This is a genomic window from Streptomyces sp. NPDC007157, from assembly GCF_040634235.1.
GTDB lineage: Bacteria > Actinomycetota > Actinomycetes > Streptomycetales > Streptomycetaceae > Streptomyces.
The window spans coordinates 152,800-172,880 of sequence record NZ_JBEYFE010000004.1; the positions used below are offsets into that span (position 1 = coordinate 152,800).

15 protein-coding genes are annotated in these 20,081 nt (G+C 72.3%); 7 read left to right on the forward strand and 8 right to left on the reverse strand.

Features of this window, described 5'->3' with window-relative positions; all coding sequences use genetic code 11:
* Positions 1 to 93: 93 nt before the first annotated feature.
* The 3 genes from ABZ642_RS08635 to ABZ642_RS08645 are packed head-to-tail and all read left to right on the forward strand — an operon-like array spanning position 94 to position 2,644.
* Positions 94 to 1,533, forward strand: coding sequence for a S8/S53 family peptidase (locus tag ABZ642_RS08635; protein ID WP_360479275.1), 1,440 nt, complete (start codon positions 94 to 96; stop codon positions 1,531 to 1,533).
* A complete protein-coding gene (locus tag ABZ642_RS08640; RefSeq protein WP_360480163.1) occupies positions 1,530 to 2,168 on the forward strand; it encodes a sigma-70 family RNA polymerase sigma factor in 639 nt (212 codons plus the stop codon). The genes ABZ642_RS08635 and ABZ642_RS08640 overlap by 4 nt, the downstream gene beginning before the upstream one ends.
* Positions 2,165 to 2,644: a hypothetical protein gene (locus ABZ642_RS08645; RefSeq protein ID WP_360479278.1), complete on the forward strand. Its 480-nt coding sequence runs from the start codon at positions 2,165 to 2,167 to the stop codon at positions 2,642 to 2,644. The genes ABZ642_RS08640 and ABZ642_RS08645 overlap by 4 nt, the downstream gene beginning before the upstream one ends.
* Before the next feature lie 13 nt (positions 2,645 to 2,657).
* On the opposite strand, the gene ABZ642_RS08650 is transcribed toward ABZ642_RS08645, so the two are convergent.
* The 5 genes from ABZ642_RS08650 to ABZ642_RS08670 form a co-directional block, all read right to left on the reverse strand.
* A complete protein-coding gene (locus ABZ642_RS08650; protein WP_360480166.1) occupies positions 2,658 to 3,881 on the reverse strand; it encodes a cytochrome P450 in 1,224 nt (407 codons plus the stop codon).
* Positions 3,882 to 4,014: 133 nt separating this feature from the next.
* Entirely contained in the window at positions 4,015 to 4,806 is a 792-nt protein-coding gene (locus tag ABZ642_RS08655) for an N-formylglutamate amidohydrolase (protein ID WP_360479281.1), read from the reverse strand.
* Between the two features lie 47 nt (positions 4,807 to 4,853).
* On the reverse strand, positions 4,854 to 5,966 hold the full coding sequence (locus tag ABZ642_RS08660; protein ID WP_360479284.1) for a homoserine O-acetyltransferase: 1,113 nt from the start codon (positions 5,964 to 5,966) through the stop codon (positions 4,854 to 4,856).
* A 41-nt stretch (positions 5,967 to 6,007) separates the two neighbouring features.
* Positions 6,008 to 7,372, reverse strand: coding sequence for a bifunctional o-acetylhomoserine/o-acetylserine sulfhydrylase (locus tag ABZ642_RS08665; protein ID WP_360479287.1), 1,365 nt, complete (start codon positions 7,370 to 7,372; stop codon positions 6,008 to 6,010).
* Between the two features lie 356 nt (positions 7,373 to 7,728).
* On the reverse strand, positions 7,729 to 9,945 hold the full coding sequence (locus tag ABZ642_RS08670) for an NADP-dependent isocitrate dehydrogenase (protein WP_360479290.1): 2,217 nt from the start codon (positions 9,943 to 9,945) through the stop codon (positions 7,729 to 7,731).
* 203 nt (positions 9,946 to 10,148) lie between these two features.
* On the opposite strand from ABZ642_RS08670, the gene ABZ642_RS08675 reads away from it, so the two are divergent.
* Positions 10,149 to 11,732 (forward strand): M1 family metallopeptidase, encoded by a 1,584-nt coding sequence (locus ABZ642_RS08675; RefSeq protein ID WP_360479293.1) that lies wholly within the window; start codon positions 10,149 to 10,151, stop codon positions 11,730 to 11,732.
* 17 nt (positions 11,733 to 11,749) lie between these two features.
* Here the strand turns inward: ABZ642_RS08675 and ABZ642_RS08680 are convergent, their stop codons facing one another.
* Positions 11,750 to 12,841: a mechanosensitive ion channel family protein gene (locus ABZ642_RS08680; RefSeq protein ID WP_360479296.1), complete on the reverse strand. Its 1,092-nt coding sequence runs from the start codon at positions 12,839 to 12,841 to the stop codon at positions 11,750 to 11,752.
* Positions 12,842 to 13,042: 201 nt separating this feature from the next.
* On the opposite strand from ABZ642_RS08680, the gene ABZ642_RS08685 reads away from it, so the two are divergent.
* Positions 13,043 to 14,488, forward strand: a complete 1,446-nt coding sequence (locus ABZ642_RS08685) for an FGGY family carbohydrate kinase (RefSeq protein WP_360479299.1) — start codon at positions 13,043 to 13,045, stop codon at positions 14,486 to 14,488.
* A 93-nt stretch (positions 14,489 to 14,581) separates the two neighbouring features.
* On the opposite strand, the gene ABZ642_RS08690 is transcribed toward ABZ642_RS08685, so the two are convergent.
* A complete protein-coding gene (locus ABZ642_RS08690; RefSeq protein ID WP_360479302.1) occupies positions 14,582 to 15,346 on the reverse strand; it encodes a crotonase/enoyl-CoA hydratase family protein in 765 nt (254 codons plus the stop codon).
* A 31-nt stretch (positions 15,347 to 15,377) separates the two neighbouring features.
* Positions 15,378 to 16,346 (reverse strand): lysylphosphatidylglycerol synthase transmembrane domain-containing protein, encoded by a 969-nt coding sequence (locus ABZ642_RS08695; protein WP_360480169.1) that lies wholly within the window; start codon positions 16,344 to 16,346, stop codon positions 15,378 to 15,380.
* A 276-nt stretch (positions 16,347 to 16,622) separates the two neighbouring features.
* Here ABZ642_RS08695 and ABZ642_RS08700 point away from each other — a divergent pair, with 276 nt between their 5' ends.
* Together ABZ642_RS08700 and ABZ642_RS08705 are read left to right on the forward strand one after the other, a co-directional pair.
* Entirely contained in the window at positions 16,623 to 18,488 is a 1,866-nt protein-coding gene (locus tag ABZ642_RS08700; RefSeq protein ID WP_360480172.1) for an ABC transporter ATP-binding protein, read from the forward strand.
* Positions 18,489 to 18,683: 195 nt separating this feature from the next.
* Positions 18,684 to 20,045, forward strand: a complete 1,362-nt coding sequence (locus ABZ642_RS08705; RefSeq protein WP_360479305.1) for a ricin-type beta-trefoil lectin domain protein — start codon at positions 18,684 to 18,686, stop codon at positions 20,043 to 20,045.
* The last annotated feature ends 36 nt before the right edge of the window (positions 20,046 to 20,081 follow it).

The window sequence follows — 20,081 nt, forward strand, 5'->3', positions numbered from 1 at the left end:
GGGCATTCATGCCCCACCGGTTTGGCGCTGTATCAGGCGGCAGGCGAGAGACTCTGACTGAAGAACGCCGTTTCTGGGGGAGGACGACAGGCCATGGCACCTCAGCGATTCCACGAGCAGTTCGATCAGATCCAGCGCTCCATGCCGGACGTTCCGCTGGCGATGGGGCCGGACGACTCCGCCGAGTTCTTCTACGAGAAGGGGGTCGTCCTCGCCCGCGACGGTGCGGACGCCCGAGCCGTCGAGGACACCGTGCGCGCTCACTTCACCGCCACCACCGGCCTGGTCGCCGACCAGGTGCGCCGGGCGGGCCCGGAGACCAACCGCACCGGAATCACCCGCATCCAGGTCGGCGACCCGAACCACGGCGACCGGTCCGGCGACCGCGCGGTCGGCCACGCGCTGCGCGCGCTGCGGGAGGCGGAGGGCCGCACCGGACGCCGACTGGTCAGCCGCAACCACGTCGTGTCCACCACGGTCAATGCCTGCAACCCCTCCGAGCCGCTCCCCGCGCTGATCACCCAGACGCCCAACCCGCAGCCGGTGGAGGGGAGTCACGACCCCGAGACGGCCGTCGGCGTGCTGGTGATCGACACCGGTCTGGTGCACGACTACCGCAGCTACCCGCTCCTCGACCGGGTCCAGGGCGACCCGCAGCTGGCGGAGACGGACGCCGACGGCATCCTTCAGCAGTACGTGGGCCACGGCACGTTCATCGCCGGACTCGTCGCGGCCCTCGCCCCCAACACCGACATCACGGTCACCAACACCCTCAACGACGCGGGCGCCATCCTGGAGTCGGAGTTCGGCGCGAAGCTCTTCGAGGCGGTCGACCGGCACGGCTGGCCGGATGTCATCAGCCTCTCCGCGGGCACCCCGAACGGCAGCACCGACGGACTCCTCGGCGTCGAGAGCTTCATGCAGGCCCTGCGCGACCAGCCCGGCACCCTGCTGGTCGCCGCCGCCGGCAACAACGGCAGCGCCACCCCGTTCTGGCCCGCCGCCTACGCCGACCTGCCCGGCTACGAGAACGCGGTCCTCTCGGTCGGCGCGCTGCGCAGCGACGGCGAGTACGGCGCCTGCTTCACCAACCACGGCGGCTGGGTCAAGGTCTACGCCCCCGGCGAGCAACTCACCAGCTCCCTGGCCGGCTTCGCCGCGCCCGTGCCGTACGTTTACCAGCACACCACCTACGAGGCCTGCCGGTTCGGCTTCACCTACGCCTGCACCTGCCAGTACCCGCGCCACACCGGCGTGTTGACCGACACCGGGACCACCGGCCCCGGCAAACCGGACCAAGTCATGTTCGAAGGGTTCGCACAGTGGAGCGGAACGTCGTTCGCCACCCCCGTCGTCGCCGGCCTCGTCGCCGCCCGGATGACCGCGCACAAGGAGTCCGACCCGCGCGCCGCACGCACCCAACTGCTGGAGAGCGGCACGGATTACGCCGAGGTGCGCGGGGCCCATGTACCGGCGCTCCGCCCGGCGAGCTGGCAGCCGGTCCCGGTCGTACGGCTGGCTCCCGGGGCCTGAGTCCCGGAACACTCCCCTCCACGGCGTACCATGACTTGCCGTACACGAGGGGTGGGACCGTGGACCGAGCAGAGGTCGGCGCGTTGGTCCAGTCCGCCGTCGACGGCGACGCGGCGGCCTGGAAGGCGCTCGTGGAAGGGCTGAGCCCACTGGTGTGGTCCGTGGTGCGCGCGCATCGGCTCTCCGACGCCGACGGGCACGAGGTGTACCAGACCGTGTGGTTCCGGTTCGCCCAGCACCTGGGCCGGATCCGGGAACCCGACAAGGCGGGCTCCTGGCTGGCCAGCACGGCACGCAACGAGTGCCTGAAGGTGATCCGCGGACTGACCCGGCTGCTGCCGACCGACGATCCGCAGGTCCTGGACCGGGTCAGCGAGGTCCGGACGCCCGAGCAGTCCCTGATCGACGCGGAGGACCAGGCGGACGAGGCCGAGCGGATCCGTCTGCTGTGGCAGGAGTTCGAGGAACTCGGCGCCCGGTGCAGGCAGTTGCTGCGGGTCCTGATGGCCTCACCGCCGCCCAGCTATGTCGAGGTGTCCGTGGCGCTGGGCATCGCGGTGGGCAGCATCGGCCCGCTGCGCCAGCGCTGTCTGCGCCGGCTGCGGGCCCGGCTCGACGCGAAGGGTGCGGTATGAGCGACGACGGTTTCCCGGTGGCGGAGGACCTCGACGGCACCGACTTCGACGCGGACCTCCTGGAGGAGGAGCTGCGTCAGGCGGCCGCCGTCCTCGACCCGCTTCCGGCCGGGCTGCTCCAACTGGCCATGGACGCCTATGTGCTGCACGACCTGGAGGCCCGGGTCGCCGAGCTGACCTTCGACTCCCTGGTCGACGCCCTCCCGGTCAGAGGGGCCGAGGCGCCGCCCCGGATGCTGACCTTCCAGGCGGGCGATCTGACCGTGGACATCGAGGTCACCGACGAGGGACTGCTGGGCCAGGTGCTGCCCCCGCAGTCCGCGCGGATCGAGGTGCTCGGCGGTCCGGCGGCGGCGCGCCCGCTCACGGCCGACGGCATGGGCCGGTTCGCCAGTGACACCCCGCCCGCCGGCCCGTTCGCGCTCCGGCTGCGGACCGGCGGGGACGTGATCGTCACGGAGTGGCTGCGGGCCTGAGTCCGGCTCCGTCTCACCAGGCGACGGGCAGGGTCAGCGGCCCCCGGATCATCGTCCTGCGGCGCCACCGCACGTCCTCGGCCGGTACCGCGAGCCGCAGCCCCGGCAGCCGGTCGAGCAGGGTGTCGACCAGCAGCTCGGTCTGCAGCCGGGCGAGGACCGCGCCCGTGCAGTAGTGCGGGCCGTTGCCGAAGGCGAGATGCGGGTTGGGCTCGCGGTCCGGGACGACACCGTCCGGGTCGGGGAAGACGGCCGGGTCGCGGTTGGCGGCGAGATAGGAGACGTACACCGGATCGCCGGCCGCGATCCGGGTGCCGTCGCCCAGCTCGACGTCCTCCAGGGCGATCCGGGCCAGCCCGACCGTGCTGCGGTGCGGGATCCAGCGCAGCAACTCGTCCAACACCGGCCCGCGCTCCACCGCCGGGTCCCGCAGCCGCGCCAGCAGCTCCGGGCGGGTGAGCATCAGGTACAGCATCTGGCCGCAGTTGTGGGTGACCGCCTCACCGCCGATCTGCAGCGGACCGGCCAGCCCCACGGCCTCCTCCTCGCCGATCTCGCCCCGGGCCACCGCACCCCCGAGCAGCGAGTACACGTCGTCGCCCGGGCCGCCGGCCCGCGCGCGTACCGCCCCGGTGATCCACCCGTACAGCCCCTGCTTGGCCGCTTCGGCGGCCTCGACCCCGCCCGAAGTGGAGATGATCTGCCGGGTCCAGGCGTGCACCCGCTCCCGGTCCGCCTCCGGCACCCCCATCACCTCGCTGACCACGGTGATCGGGAACGGCTCGAGCACCCGCTCGATCAGATCGGCGGGCGGTCCCTCCCGCACCATCCCGTCGACGAGTTCGTCGAGGATCTCCTGCGCCCGGGGCCGCAGCCGCTTCATCGCGCCGACCGTGAAGGCACCGGCGACCGGCTTGCGCAGCCGGTTGTGGTCGGGCTGGTCGGCCCAGGCCAGCGAGCCCGGACGGGGCTTGAAGTGCGGGGCGAGCCGGGTCACCCGGCGCCGGGTGACCTCGGTACGGCTGAACCTCGGGTCGTTGGTGACCGTCCGGACGTCCTCGTACCGGGTGGCGAGCCACGCCCAGCCCTCACCGAACGGCAACCGGATCCGCGTCACCGGCGCCTCCCGCATCAGCGCGGCGAGGATCGGGTCGAACTCGGTGCCCTCCAGGTCGTACGCGGGCCAGTCCCGTACCGGCGGCGCCGCCGGACAGACGGGCGGAGCCGGCTCCGCCATCGGGGGCGCGGCCGGCTCCGTCGTGGTGAGCTCGGCCGGCTCCGTGGTCGTGGGCGCGGTGATCTCCGTGGTCATGCCTCCACGGTCGTACGGCCCTACCCGCGTGTCCTGCGGGAATGCTCCAGCCGGAGGGTCAGCGGCCGACGGAGTCCACCAGCACGGCGAGCGCGGTGGCGAGCCGGGCGGCTCCCGCCCCCGCCGGACCGCCCGGCTCCGTCATGTAGAGGTCCCGCCGGATCTCGATCATCAGAGCGCCGACCCGAGCGTCGGACCCGTAGAACTCCAGCGGCACATAGGCCCCGCCGAACGGGCTGTCCAGCCCCGTCTCCCCACACCCCGCGAAGGCCGCGCGCGCCGCCTCCGTCAGCTCGGCGGGGGTGTGGAAGCCGTCCGTGCCCAGACACACCGGCGGCCGCGGCCCCGTCCCGTGCAACTCGTAGGGCAGCGCCCGGCTCGGATAGGAGTGCACATCGATCACCACGGCCCGCCCGGTCGCCGCCAGCCGCCCGGCGACCGCCTCCGTCATCGCCCGGGCGTACGGCCGGAAGTACCGCTCGACCAACGGCCCGGGATCGAACGGCTCGTCCCGCAGCACACCCCGGTGCGTGGTCCGCGTGTACACGGCCCCCATCCCGACGGCGAGCATCTCCTCCCGCTCGTCCGGGAACCGCTCCGGATCCACCACCAGCCGGGACAGCCGGTTGACGAACCGCCAGGGAGTCACCCCGGCGAGCCCGGCCGCCGCCTCTGCGAGCTCGGCCGTGTGCGCGTCCGTGATGTGGTCCAACTCCCGCTCCAGCGCGGCATCGTCGAGCACGATGTCCGCGCGCACGCCGGCCGGGACCGCCCGCGCGGAGTGCGGCACGTGCAGGATCACGGGCGACGCGGCGGCGCCGGGCAGCAGTTCGTACGACGGCTCGGACACGGGCGGCTCCCGGGGCGTGGTCGGTGACGGGGTGCAGGATCAAGGTGTCACACCGACGCCGGGCCGAGCAGCTCCCGGACCAGGCCGCCCACCTGTCCGGTCTCGATCAGGAAGCCGTCGTGCCCGTACGGCGACTCGATCAGCCGGAGCCCGTCGGCGCCGGGGATCAGCGCGGCCAACTCGGCCTGCTGGGCCGGGGGATAGAGACGGTCGGAGTCCACGCCCGCCACCAGGGTGCGAGCCGTGACCCGGCCGAGGGCGGCCCGCGGGCCGCCCCGGTCGCGGCCGGCGTCATGGGCGTTCATCGCCTCCGACAGGACGACGTAACTGCCGGCGTCGAAGCGCCCGGTCAGCTTGGCGGCGTGGTGGTCGAGGTACGACTCGACCTGGTAGCGACCGCCGTCGAAAGGGTTCTCGGCGCCCTGCGGGGCCCGGCCGAAGCGGACCGCGAGTTCGGGCTCGCTGCGGTAGGTGACATGGGCGACCCGGCGGGCCAGACCCAGGCCGGTGTGCGGGGCGCGGCCGGTGCCGTGGTAGTCGCCGCCCTGCCAGCCGGGGTCGGCGCGGATGGCGGTGAGCTGGATGTTCGCCCAGGCGATCTGCTCGGCACTGGCCGCCGCCGTGGTGGCGAGCAGCAGCAGCGCACCGACCCGCTCCGGGTACGACACCGCCCACTCCAGGGCCCGCATCCCGCCCATCGAACCACCGGCCACCAGCGCCCAGCGCTCGATCCCCAGGGCGTCGGCCAGCCCGGCCTCGGCGGCGACCTGGTCCCGCTGGGTCAGGAAGGGGAACGCACCGCCCCAGGGGCCGCGCCCGTCGGCGCGCGGGGAGGACGGTCCCGTACTGCCCCGGCAGCCGCCCAGGACGTTCGGGGCGACGACGAACCAGCGGTCGGTGTCCAGCGCCAGGCCCGGCCCGACCACGCCCTCCCACCAGCCGGGGGTCGGATGCCCCGGTCCGGCGGCCCCGGCGACATGACTGTCACCGGTGAGCGCGTGCAGCACGAGCACCGCGTTGCCGGCGTCGGGTGCCAGCCGGCCCCAGGTCTCGAACGCCAGTCGTACCCCCGGCAGTTCGCCGCCCGCCTCCAGGGGCAGCGGCTTCTGTGCCGCGTACCACTGCCGGCGGCCCGGCGGCTCCCCCTCCCGCCAGGCCACCGCGGCCGGCGGAAGGGGGACCTCGTGAGGCGGTGCGGCGTTCAGGACGCGGCGCCCTTCGCGGCGCGGAAACCGGCCTCCAGATCGGCCTTGAGATCGGCGAGGTTCTCGATGCCGACGGACAGCCGCACCAGGCCCGGCGTGGTCCCGGTCGCCGCCAGTTGCTCCTCGTCCAGCTGGCTGTGGGTGGTGGACGCCGGATGGATGATCAGGCTGCGGACGTCACCGATGTTGGCGAGATGGCTGAACAGCTCGACGGCGTCCACGAACCGCTTGCCCGCCTCGATCCCGTCCCGGAGCTCGAAGGAGACGATCGCGCCCGCCCCGCGCGGCAGATACCGCTGCCCCGCCTCGTACCAGCGGCTGGAGGGCAGGCCCGGATAGTGCACCGCGGCGACCTCGTCGCGCCGCTCCAGCCACTCGGCCAGGGCCAGGGCGTTGGCCGAGTGCCGCTCCAGCCGCAGGCTCAGTGTCTCCACGCCCTGCAGCAGCAGGAACGCCGAGTGCGGGGAGAGCGCCGGGCCGAGGTCGCGCAGCAACTGCACCCGCAGCTTGATCGCGTACGCGCCCGGGCCGAGCGCCGGCCAGTAGCGCAGCCCGTGGTAGCTGGGGTCGGGCTCGGAGAAGTCGGGGAAGCGGTCCGCGTGCGTGCCGAAGTCGAAGCTGCCGCCATCCACGACCACACCCGCGATGGCGGTGCCGTGCCCGCCGAGGAACTTGGTCGCCGAGTGCACCACGATGTCCGCGCCGTGTTCGAGGGGCCGCAGCAGATACGGAGTCGGGACCGTGTTGTCCACGATCAGCGGTACGCCCGCCGCGTGCGCCACGTCCGCGACCGCCCGTACGTCGAGCACGTTGCCGCGCGGGTTGCCGAGCGTCTCCGCGAACAGCGCCTTGGTGTTCGGGCGGACGGCCGCCCGCCAGGCCTCGGGGTCGTCCGGGTCGTCCACGAAGGACACCTCGATGCCGAACTTCGGCAGCGTGTGCCGGAACAGGTTGTAGGTGCCGCCGTACAGGGACGTGCTCGACACGATGTGGTCGCCGGCCGCCGCCAGCGTCAGGATCGCCAGGGTCTCCGCGGCCTGCCCGGACGACAGCGCCACCGCCGCGACTCCGCCCTCCAGGGCCGCGATCCGCTGCTCGAAGACGTCCTGGGTGGGGTTGTGGATACGGGTGTAGATGTTGCCGGGCTCGGCGAGGGCGAACAGGTCGGCGGCGTGCTGGGTGTCGCGGAACACGAACGACGTCGTCTGGTAGATCGGCGTCGCCCGGGCGCCGGTCGTCGGGTCCGGGACGGCCCCGGCGTGGATCTGCCGGGTCTCGAACGACCAGGCCGAGGTGTCCGGCCCGGCGGGCGGCTCCTCGGGCGTGTGACCGGCGGTGACGGAGTCGATGGGCTGGCTCATGGTGCTGCTCCTCGTGCGGGAAGGCAGGACGGCGCGCGCGTGCGGGCACGCGTCGGCGGAACGGGGCAGAGCGAGGGAAGGGCCGGAGCGGAGCGTCAGCTCTCGGCGCGACACCCTGTGGTGGTGACACGCACATGATCGACATGGCGTCGGGTCACAAGCACCGTCATGCGTCGAGCGAACCACAGCGGGTCACGGCGGACCAGCGGCCCGCCGCACCCGACACGCAGACTTCACGAACGGCATACGCACGTCACGAGGGGCGGACACGGCTCCGCCCCGGCGGGCGGGCTGCCTGCCGGGGCGGAGACGTCGATCAGGAACCCTCAGCGGGTCCCCGGGGCCGGGGTACCGGCTCAGAGGGACGCGAGCGCCGCGTTCCAGGTGGCCGACGGGCGCATGACCGCGTCCGCCTTGGCCTTCTCGGGCTGGTAGTAGCCGCCGATGTCGGCCGGGGAGCCCTGGACGGCGAGCAGCTCGTCGACGATCTGCTGCTCGCTGGCGGTCAGCGTCTCGGCGAGCGGCGCGAACGCCTTGGCGAGCTCGGCGTCGTCCGTCTGCCGGGCCAGCTCCTGCGCCCAGTACAGGGACAGGTAGAAGTGGCTGCCGCGGTTGTCGATGCCGCCGACGCGACGGGTCGGGGACTTGTCCTCGTTGAGGAAGGTCGCCGTGGCGCGGTCGAGGGTGTCGGCGAGCACCTTGGCGCGGGCGTTGCCGGTGGCCGTGGCGTACTGCTCGAAGGACGGGACCAGGGCGAAGAACTCGCCGAGGGAGTCCCAGCGCAGGTAGTTCTCCTTGACCAGCTGCTGGACGTGCTTCGGCGCGCTGCCGCCGGCGCCCGTCTCGAACAGGCCGCCGCCCGCCATCAGCGGGACGACCGACAGCATCTTGGCGCTGGTGCCCAGCTCCAGGATCGGGAAGAGGTCGGTCAGGTAGTCACGGAGCACGTTGCCGGTGACGGAGATGGTGTTCTCGCCGCGGCGGATGCGCTCCACCGACAGCTTGGTGGCCTCGACCGGCGCCAGGATCCTGATGTCCAGGCCCTCGGTGTCGTGCTCCGTCAGGTACTGGTTGACCTTGGCGATCAGCTGCGCGTCGTGCGCACGGCCCTCGTCCAGCCAGAAGACGGCCGGGTCGCCGGTGGCGCGGGCGCGGCTGACGGCCAGCTTCACCCAGTCCTTGATCGGCGCGTCCTTGGTCTGGCAGGCGCGGAAGATGTCACCGGCGGCGACCGGCTGCTCGATCACGACGTTGCCGGCCGCGTCGACCAGGCGGACCGTGCCGGCGGTGGCGATCTCGAAGGTCTTGTCGTGCGAGCCGTACTCCTCGGCCTTCTGCGCCATCAGGCCCACGTTCGGGACCGAGCCCATGGTCGACGGGTCGAAGGCGCCGTTGGCCCGGCAGTCCTCGATCACGGCCTGGTAGACACCGGCGTAGGAGGAGTCCGGGATCACCGCGAGGGTGTCGGCCTCCTGGCCGTCCGGGCCCCACATGTGACCGGAGGTGCGGATCATGGCCGGCATCGAGGCGTCGATGATGACGTCGGAGGGCACGTGCAGGTTGGTGATGCCCTTGTCCGAGTCGACCATCGCCAGGGCCGGGCCCTCGGCGATCTCGGCGTCGAAGGAGGCCTTGATCTCGGCGCCCTCGGGCAGGTTCTCCAGGCCCTTGAGGATGCCGCCGAGACCGTCGTTCGCGCTGAGGCCGGCCGCCTTGAGGGTCTGGCCGTACTTCGCGAACGTCTTCGGGAAGAAGACGCGCACCACGTGACCGAAGATGATCGGGTCGGAGACCTTCATCATCGTGGCCTTGAGGTGCACGGAGAACAGGACGCCCTCCTGCTTGGCGCGGGCGATCTGCGCGGCCAGGAAGTCGTTGAGCTGGGCGACGTGCAGCACCGAGGCGTCGACGACCTCGCCCGCCAGGACCGGTACGGAGTCCTTGAGCACGGTGGTGGTGCCGTCCTCGGCGACCAGCTCGATCTTCAGGGCGCCGGCCTCGGAGATCACCACGGACTTCTCGGTGGAGCGGAAGTCGTTCTCGCCCATGGTGGTCACGTTGGTCCTGGACTCGGAGGACCAGGCACCCATGCGGTGCGGGTGGGTCTTGGCGTAGTTCTTCACCGAGGCGGGGGCACGGCGGTCCGAGTTGCCCTCACGCAGGACCGGGTTCACGGCGGAACCCTTGATCTTGTCGTAGCGGGCGCGGATCTCGCGCTCCTCGTCGGTCTTCGGGTCGTCCGGGTAGGCCGGCAGCGCGTAGCCCTTGCCCTGGAGCTCGGCGACGGCGGCCTTCAGCTGCGGGATCGACGCCGAGATGTTCGGCAGCTTGACGATGTTGGCCTCGGGCGTCTTGGCCAGGTCGCCCAGCTCGGCCAGGGCGTCCGGGATGCGCTGGTCCTCGTTCAGGTACTCCGGGAAGTGGGCGATGATGCGCCCGGCCAGCGAGATGTCGCGGATGTCCACGGCGACACCGGCCTGCGAGGCATACGCCTGGATCACCGGCAGGAACGAGTGCGTCGCCAGGGCCGGGGCCTCGTCTGTGTAGGTGTAGATGATGGTCGAGTCAGTCACCGGGTGCTCCGCTCCACGTCTGCAACATTGCTCGACATCAAGATATCTCGTGAGCGACCCGGACTCGACAGGGGTCCGCGACTCGGAAGATCCGTTTGTCATACGACAGGCAACCGGATCGGTCAAAAGTGTGGTCATGACGAACGAGCCACCATCGACCGGCGGCCGGACCGACCACCCGGCCGCCCGAGCGAAAGCGGACCATGAGAAATCGCACCAGAGTGACGGCCCCGGCGGCCGCCCTGCTCGGCACGGCGACCGTACTGGCCACGGGCGCCCCGGCCCTCGCGCGTCCCTTCTCCGCGGGGGAGAAAAGCGACGCCGCGGGGGCCGGGGGCAAGACGCCCGCCCAGGGCCCGGAGACCCTCGGCGACCCCGTCTACCCGGCCCTCGGCAACGACGGCTACCGGGTCCACGCCTACGACCTCGACCTCGCCTACGACGCCACGACCCGCCTGGTCGACGGCACCGCGACGCTGAGCGTCCGCACCACGCGGAACCTGTCCCGCTTCTCCCTGGACGCGCTCGGCCTCGACATACGCTCCGTGCGCGTCGACGGCCGGAACGCCGCCTTCGAGCAGGCCGGCGAGAAGCTGCGGATCACCCCGGCCCGCCCGCTCCGGGAGCACGACCACGTCACCGTGTGCGTGGAGTACGGCGCCGATCCGCGCCGCCCCCTTCCGCACACCGCCTGGGTGCCCACCCCGGACGGCTTCGCCGTCTGCCCGCAGCCGAACTCCGCGCACACCGTCTTCCCGTGCAACGACCACCCCTCGGACAAGGCGGACTTCACCTTCCGCGTCACCGTCCCGAGCGGCCTGCGCGGCGTCGCGAACGGCCTGCTCACCGCCACCGAGAACCTCCCCGGCGACCGGACCGCGTACGCGTACCGCTCCCGCGCGCCGATCGCCACGGAACTCGTCCAGATCAGCGTCGGTGACTACGTGGTCAAGGACCGGCAGGGCCCGCACGGCCTGCCGCTGCGGGACGTCGTCCCCGTCGCCCGGGCCGCCGCCCTGGAACCGGCGCTCGCCCTCACCGCGGGCCAGGTGGCGTGGCTGGAGGACCGGCTCGGCGTCGCCTTCCCGTTCGAGACGTACGGCCTGCTGCCCTGCAACTCCGACGACCCGAACGCCTTCGACTTCACCGGGCTGGAGACCCAGACCCTCACCCTCTACAAGCCGGCCTTCCTGCTCCAGGAGGAGGCGAAGATCGGCTCGCACATGATGCACGAGCTGGTCCACTCCTGGTTCGGCAACCTGGTCTCCCCCGCCACCTGGGCCGACCTCTGGCTGAACGAGGGCCACGCCGACTTCTACGGGCTGCTCTACCGCTACGAACGCGGCTGGCCGGACTCCCTGGGGATGACCACCATGGAGGCCCGGATGAAGGACACCTACGCCCGCGGCGACCAGTGGCGCCACGACTCGGGGCCGGTGGCTGCCCCGAACGCGGTGAACCTCTTCGACAGCCAGCGCTACCTCGGCGGCGTCCTGACGCTGTACGCCTTCCGCGAGCTGGTCGGTGAGGACGTCTTCCACCGGGTCGAGCGCACCTTCCTGGACCGCTTCCGGCGCCGCTCGGCGTCCACGGAGGACTACATAGCCGTCGCCACCGAGGTCTCCGGCCAGGACCGGTCGGGCTTCCTGCGCGACTGGCTCTACGGCACCACGACCCCGCGGATGCCCGGCCACCCCGACTGGACGGTCACCCCGGTGACGCCGTCCCCGGCCACCCCGCACAGCCTGCGCGGCGGCCATCACCACGACAACTCGGCCACGCTGTAGGCGGGACCGGCGGGGGGCTAGTCGGTGTGCGGCAGGCCCGACGGCAGGTCGTCCGGGACGCGCTGCTGCGGGATCACCACGGCCCCCTGCTGGAGCGCCACCGTGCGGGTCGGGGCCGGGATGCGGATGCCCTCCTCGCGGTAGCGGCGGTGCAGGCGCTTGATGAACTCGTGCTTGATCCGGAACTGGTCGCTGAACTCGCCGACGCCCAGGATCACCGTGAAGCCGATCCGCGAGTCGCCGAAGGTGTGGAAGCGGATGGCCGGTTCGTGCTCCCGAACCGCGCCGGTGATCTCTGTCATCGTCTCGGCGATGACCTCGTGCGTGACCCGCTCGACGTGGTCCAGGTCGCTGTCGTAGCTCACGCCCACCTGCACCAGGATCGTCAACTGCTGCTCGGGCCGCGTGTAGTTGGTCATGTTCGTCTTCGCCAGCTGGCCGTTGGGGACGACCACCAGGTTGTTGGAGAGCTGACGGACGGTCGTCTGCCGCCAGTTGATGTCCACGACGTAGCCCTCCTCGCCGCTGCTCAGCTGGATGTAGTCGCCCGGCTGCACGGTCTTGGAGGCGAGGATGTGGATGCCCGCGAAGAGGTTGGCCAGGGTGTCCTGGAGCGCCAGCGCGACCGCGAGACCGCCCACGCCCAGGGCGGTGAGCAGGGGCGCTATGGAGATGCCCAGCGTCTGGAGCACCACCAGGAAGCCGATCGCCAGGACCAGCACCCGGGTGATGTTCACGAAGATCGTGGCCGAACCGGCGACCCCGGAGCGGGACTGGGTGACCGACTGCACCAGTCCGGCGATCACCCGCGCCGCCGAGACCGTCACCGCGAAGATGAGCAGCACCTTCAGGCACTGGTTGGTGTGGTGCTGGACCGTTCTCGTCAGCGGCAGCACCGCCGCGGCGGCCGCCGCGCCGCCCGAGAGCGCCGCCCACGGGACCACCGTGCGCAGCGCGTCCACGATGACGTCGTCACCGCTCCAGCGGGTCCGCTTCGCGTGCTTGGCCAGCCAGCGCAGCATGCCGCGTGACAGAAAGGCCAGCAACAGGCCGGCCGCCAGGGCGATGCCGGCCAGGACCAGGTCATCGACGGTGAGCGCTCGGTTCACCGGTTACCTCCCATTCGATCGTGCAACCGCTCATCCTGCCGTATCCGGGGGACCGAATCCGCACAGAGGTTCGTGCCGCGGCCCCTGTCGGCCGGCACCGTGCTGAATCCGTGCGGCTCGAACTCTCGCCACACCGCGCCTGGTTGACGCGGCCCGCCGCACGGCGGCAGGCTGTCGCGCAGTGATCGTCAGGGAGGCTCGATGACAGGTCCGGTGCTCGCGGTCGACCAGGGCACGTCCGGTACCAAGGCCCTGGTGATCTGCCCCGAACGGGGCGTCATCGGCACCGGATTCGTCGCCACCAGGCCCCGGCACCCGCCCGGCGGCCCGGCGGAGGTGGACCCCGAGGAGCTCTACGACTCGGTGCTCGTCGCCGGCCGCCGAGCGCTCGCCGAGGCCGGTGAACCGGTCACCGCGCTGGGCCTGGCCCACCAGGGCGAGACCGTCCTGGCCTGGGATCCGGGCACCGGGCGCCCGCTCACCACCGCGATCGGCCGGCAGGATCGCGGGGCCGAGTCCGTCTGCGCGGAACTCGCCGAACACACCGACGAGTTACGGGAACTCACCGGACTGCCCCTCGACCCCTGCCTCGCCGCGCCCAAGATGGCCTGGATCCGCCGCCGTCTCACCACCGGGGGAGTCGTCACCACCACCGACGCCTGGCTGGTCCACCGGCTCACCGGCGCCTATGTCACCGACGCCGCCACCGCCGGCCGCACCCAACTCCTCGATCTGGACCGGGTGCAGTGGTCGCCGCGCGCCCTCGACCTCTACGGACTGTCCGCCGAACGCCTCCCCGGGATCGTCGGCAACTGCGAACTCGTCGGCACCACGGGGGAGTTCGGGCGCGAGATCCCGCTCACCGGACTCGCCGTGGACCAGCAGGCGGCCCTCCTCGCCCAGCGGATCACCGACCCGGGCGGCGCCAAGTGCACCTACGGCACCGGGGCGTTCCTGCTCGCGCACACCGGCGACACCCCTCGGCGCAGCGCCTCAGGACTGGTCAGCCGGGTCGCCTGGCGTCTCGCCGGAGAGACCGGTTACTGCCTGGAGGGGCAGGTGTACGCGGCCGCCTCCGCCGTGCGCTGGCTCACCGACCTCGGCGTGATCTCCGGCGCCGCCGACCTCGACCGGGTCGGCGGCGGCGTCCCCGACACCGGCGGGGTCACCTTCGTCCCCGCGCTGGCCGGGCTCGCCGCTCCCTGGTGGCGCGGCGACCTGCGCGGCTCGCTCACCGGGCTCGGGCTCGACACCGGACCCGGGCATCTGGTGCGCGCCCTGTGCGAGGGGATCGCCGCCCAGGTGGCGGAACTCGCCGAAGCGGCCGAGTCCGGCCTCGGCACCCCGCTGACCGCGCTGCGCGTCGACGGCGGACTCACCCGCTCGGCGCTGCTCATGCAGACCCAGGCAGACCTGCTGCAACGCCCGGTCGAGGTGTCCACGCTGCCCGACGCCGCCGCCCTCGGGGTGGGTGCCCTGGCCTACCTGGGCACCGATCCCACCGACTTCCTGCCGGACGGCACACCGTCCGCCGTCTACGAGCCGCGCATCTCCGCGGGGGAAGCAGCCGACCGCCTGGGCGCCTTCCGCGCGGCCGTCGCCGCGTTGCTCCCCCACGCCGGGGCCGGAGCCGGAGCGCCCGGGTGACGGCCACCGCCGAAGGCCCGCCGCCCTCACGAGGTGACGGTCGTCGGCGCCGGGGCCGTCGGCAACGCGCTCGCGCCGTGCCGCAGTGGCCGGTCAGTCGTCCGTGAAGGACCCGTGCCGGCCCGCTCCCGCCGCGAAGCGCGCCGCTCCGTCCAGGCCTTCCGCCAACACGGCCATGCCGTGGCGGATCTCACCGAGCATCGCCGTCGGTTCGTCCAGCCCCTCCTGGTCCAGCACCGACGCGCGGTCACTGCGCAGGCACGCCTGCGGGAAACCGGCGACGGACGCGGCCAGTTCCTCCGCCGCCTCCCGGGACCGGCCGGCAGGGACGACCCGGTTGGCCAGGCCCATCTCGTAGGCCTCGGCGGCCGGGACCGCACGGCCGGTCAGGATCAGGTCCATGGCCCGGCCGGTGCCGATCAGCCGGGGGAGCCGTACCGTGCCGCCGTCGATCAGCGGCACGCCCCAGCGGCGGCAGAAGACGCCGAACACCGCGTCCTCCTCGGCGACCCGCAGATCGCACCACAGGGCCAACTCCAGGCCCCCCGCCACGGCGTGCCCGGCGATCGCCGCGATCACCGGCTTGGACAGCCGCAGCCGGGTCGGGCCCATCGGGCCGTCCCCGTCCTCCGCCACCCGGTTGCCGCGCTCGCCGCCCACCGCCTTCAGGTCCGCGCCCGCGCAGAAGGTGCCCCCCTCACCCCACAGCACCGCCACCCGGGCCGCGTCGTCCGCCTCGAACTCGCGGAAGGCGGCGACCAGTTCGGCCGCCGTCGGGCCGTCCACCGCGTTGCGCGCCTCGGGCCGGGAGAGGACGACCGTGGTGACAGGACCCTTGCGTTCCAGGCGGACCGGCATGCGTTTCCTTCCGTCGGAAGGCCATCCGGGGTCAGATGACCTTCAGTCGCACCAGCGCTCCCAGTGTCAGTGCTCCCGGCAGCAACGGCACCCACACGGTGATGATCCGGTAGGCGAGGACGACGGCGGTGGCGACGGCCACCGGGCCGCCCGCGGCCACCAGCGCCACGATCAGCGCCGCCTCCACGGAACCCAGGCCGCCCGGCGTGGGGATCAGCGCGACGGCGACCGTGGCCGCCAGGTACGCCAGCGCCATGTGCGCGGGCGGCACCGCCAGGCCCAGTGCCTGCCCGACCGCCACCAGACCGGCCGCCTGGAGGGCGGGGAAGGCCAGCGAGCCGCCCCACAGCGCCAGCGCCCGGGACGGACGCGTGTGCACCGAGCGGGCCTCGCTCAGGGCGGACCGCACGAAGCGGAACACCGGCTCGCGCACCCGTCGTACGAGCAACAGCGCGGCCAGTGCCACGGCGACCAGCGCGCCGGCGACGGCCACGACCGGGCCGACCGTCCCGTGCGGGAGCAGGCCGCCGAGATGCAGCGCGTCCGGGAAGGCGACGAAGAACACGGCCATCAGGCCCACCCGGGCCACCGACTCGGCGAGCAGATACAGCGCGAGCGCGGCCGAGGAGGTGGCGAGCGGCACCCCGCACACGGTCATGAACCGCAGGTTGACCGCGCCGGAGCCCAGGCCCGTCGGCAGCAGATGGTTGGCCGAGCCGGCCGCGAGCTGGGTCGCCAGGAGCCGCCAGCGGGGCAGTTGCTGGACCACCGCGCCCTGCCGGGTGAAGGCCGCGGCCACCCAGGTCAGGCAGGTGGCGGCGCCCGCCGCCAGCAGCCAGGGCCAGGAGGCGTCACGCAGGTGGGCGAAGCCCTCGACGAGGACCGACCGGTGCTGCACCGCGATGACCGCCACGAGCAGGAGCGGAATCAGGGTGAGGATGTGCCGCCAGGGGACACCGCGGGCGAGCCGGGGGAGACGGCCCGCACGGAAGCCGGGGATTCTTACCGCTGTCACACCGGGAGAGGTTTTCCGTGCCGCGCCAACTGCGGGTGGCGGAAGAGGAGACACCGGATGACGGACGGGAAGCGGGTGAGGGCGGAGGCTCGTCCGGGCTCTCACGTGGGCTTTCGGATCAGCTTTCGGATCGGCTTTCGGATCGGCTTTCGCAGGGCCGGGCGGGGCCTTCGGGAGGCTCATCGGGTCCTTCGTACGGGGGGACGGCGAGCGGACATTGACCTCAACGAAGCTTGAGGTCTTACGTTCTCTCCCATGAGCATGGAGACCACCGCCTGGACGCAGCTGCACAGCGTGATGACCGCCGAGCAGGAGCGCCGCCCGTTCGACCGGGCCACACTGCGCCGTATCGCCGCCTTCGCCCGCCCGCACCGGGGCGGCATAGTCCGTTTCGTCCTGCTCGGGGTGGTCACCGCCCTGCTCGCCGTCGCGACCCCGGTGCTGGCCGGCCATGTCGTCGACGCGATCGTGTCGGGGCACGACACCGGCACCGTCGTACGGCTGTCGCTGCTGATCGCCGGCGTCGCGGTCGCGGAGGCGGCGCTCGGGGTGCTCGGGCGCCGGCTCTCGGCGACGCTCGGCGAGGGACTCATCCTCGACCTGCGAACGGCTGTGTTCGATCATGTGCAGCGCATGCCCGTCGCGTTCTTCACACGCACTCGTACGGGAGCGCTGGTCAGTCGTCTCAACAACGATGTGATCGGCGCCCAGCGCGCCTTCGCCAACACCCTCTCCGGCGTGGTCAGCAACCTGGTCACGCTGGTGCTCACCCTCGCGGTCATGCTCACCCTGTCCTGGCAGATCACCCTCCTCGCCCTGGTGCTGCTGCCGGTGTTCGTGGTGCCCGCCCGCCGGATGGGCGGCCGGATGGCCCGGATGCAGCGCGAGGCCGCCGCGCTCAACGCGGCCATGGGTACCCGGATGACCGAGCGCTTCTCCGCACCCGGCGCCACCCTGATCAAGCTCTTCGGCCGGCCCGAGGAGGAGTCGGCGGAGTTCACGGCGCGTGCCGCCCGGGTCCGGGACATCGGGGTGCGCACCGCCACCGCCCAGTCGGTGTTCATGACCGCCCTCACCCTGGTCTCCTCGCTGGCGCTCGCCCTGGTCTACGGCCTCGGCGGCTGGTTCGCGCTGCGCGGCACCCTGGAGCCGGGGGCCGTCGTCTCCCTCGCTCTCCTCCTGACCCGGCTCTACGCCCCGCTCACCTCCCTCGCCGGCGCCCGCGTCGAGGTGATGAGCGCGCTGGTCAGCTTCGAGCGGGTCTTCGAAGTCCTCGACCTGAAGCCCCTGATCGAGCAGAAGCCCGATGCCCGCGAGGTGCCCGAGGGCCCGGTGGCCGTCGAGTTCGAGGACGTCCGCTTCGCCTACCCGGCCGCCGACCAGGTCTCCCTCGCCTCACTCGAAGAGGTCGCGACCCTGGACGGCCGCGGCGGCGCCGAGGTCCTGCACGGCGTCTCCTTCCGCGCCGAGCCCGGGCAGACCGTCGCCCTGGTCGGCTCCTCCGGCGCCGGCAAGTCCACCATCGCCCAGCTGCTGCCGCGCCTGTACGACGTCGACGGGGGCGCCGTGCGCATCGGCGGCGCCGACGTCCGCGACCTGACCGCGAACTCCCTGCGGGCCACCCTCGGCATGGTCACCCAGGACGGCCACCTCTTCCACGACAGCGTCCGCGCCAACCTGCTGCTCGCCCGGCCGGCCGCCACCGAGGAGGAGTTGTGGGACGCCCTCGGCCGAGCCCGCCTCGACGAGGTCGTACGGTCGCTGCCCGACGGCCTGGACACGGTGGTCGGCGAGCGCGGCTACCGGCTCTCCGGCGGCGAGCGGCAGCGCATGACCATCGCCCGGCTGCTGCTGGCCCGGCAGCGCGTGGTCATCCTCGACGAGGCCACCGCCCACCTGGACAACACCTCGGAGGCAGCCGTCCAGGAGGCCCTCTCCGAGGCGCTGGAGGGGCGCACGGCCGTGGTCATCGCCCACCGGCTGTCCACGATCCGGGCCGCCGACCAGATCCTGGTGGTCGAGGCCGGCCGGATCGTGGAGCGCGGCACCCACGAGGAACTCCTGGTGGCGGACGGGCGGTACGCCGAACTGCACCGCACCCAGTTCGCGGCGGCGCCGACGCCCTGACGGCGGAGTTCACCTCACCGTCACGTTTTCCTGTGATTCCGGGAAGGGAGCGCTCCCCCACTTGACGACACTGGTCCGGACCTTTAGTTTCACGCCTTAAACAAAGCCTCACGGATGTGCTCAACGCCCGGTGACAACACGGGTGTTGGGCACAAACCGTGCTGCATCCCCCCGCGTGAAAGGCCACCCCCCGCAATGGCCAGACCTCTCCCCACGGCTGCCGCCCTGGCCGCCCTGACCCTCTCCGCAGGCCTGTTCGCCGCCTCCCCCGCACAGGCCGCCACCGGGACCATCACCGGCCTCGCCGGCAAGTGCCTCGACGTCGCCGGCGCCAGCTCCGCCGACGGCACGGCCGTCCAGCTCTACGACTGCAACGGCACCGCGGCCCAGCAGTGGACCGTCGGCAGCGACGGCACCATACGCGCCCTGGGCAAGTGTCTCGACGTGACCGGCAACTCGACCGCGGACGGCGCCAAGGCCCAGCTGTGGACCTGTTCCGGCGGCGCCAACCAGAAGTGGACGGTGACCGCCGCCCACGACATCGTCAACCCGCAGGCGAACAAGTGCCTGGACGCCACCGGCAACTCCTCGGCGAACGGCACCCGCGCCCAGATCTGGACGTGCGGCGGCACCGCCAACCAGAAGTGGACCGCGCCCGCGGCCGACGGCGGCACCACCCCGTCCTCGCCGATGGCCGTGGCGCCCTACCTCTACAACGGCTGGGGCGACCCGCCGAGCCCGACCACGATCACCAACGCGACCGGCGTGAAGTACTACACGCTCGCGTTCGTCCTCAGCAACGGTTACTGCAACCCGCAGTGGGACGGCAGCCGGGCGCTGACCGGCGGTGTCGACCAGCAGACCGTCAACACCGTGCGCGCCAACGGCGGTGACATCATCCCGTCCTTCGGCGGCTACAGCGGCAACAAGCTGGAGAGCTCGTGCTCCAGCGCGAGCGAGCTGGCGGCGGCGTACCAGAAGGTCATCAACGCCTACGGCGGTCTCAAGGCGATCGACATCGACCTGGAGGCCGACGCCTACAGCAACGGGACCGTGCAGCAGCGGGTCGTGGACGCGCTGAAGACGGTGAAGGCCAACAACTCCGGCCTGAAGGTGTACATCACCATCGGCACCGGCCAGAGCGGCCCCGACACCAGCCTGATCAACCGGGCCGCGTCCTCCGGGCTGACCGTCGACGCCTGGGCCATCATGCCGTTCGACTTCGGCGGCGCGGGCCAGAACATGGGCAACCTCACCACCCAGGCGGCCGAGGGGCTCAAGAACGCGCTGAAGAACGCGTACGGCTACAGCGACGACACCGCCTACCGGGACATGGGCATCTCGTCCATGAACGGCATCACCGACAACAGCGAGACCGTGACGGTCGCCGACTTCCGGACCATTCTCGCCTACGCGCAGCAGCACCACCTGGCCCGGCTCACCTTCTGGTCCGCCAACCGCGACCGGCCCTGCACCGGCGGCTCCGCCGACAGCTGCTCGGGCGTGAGCCAGTCCAACTGGGACTACACGCGCGTCTTCGCCGGCTACACCGGCTGACCTCCCACCCCTCGGACTAGGAGATCCAGTGCTTCG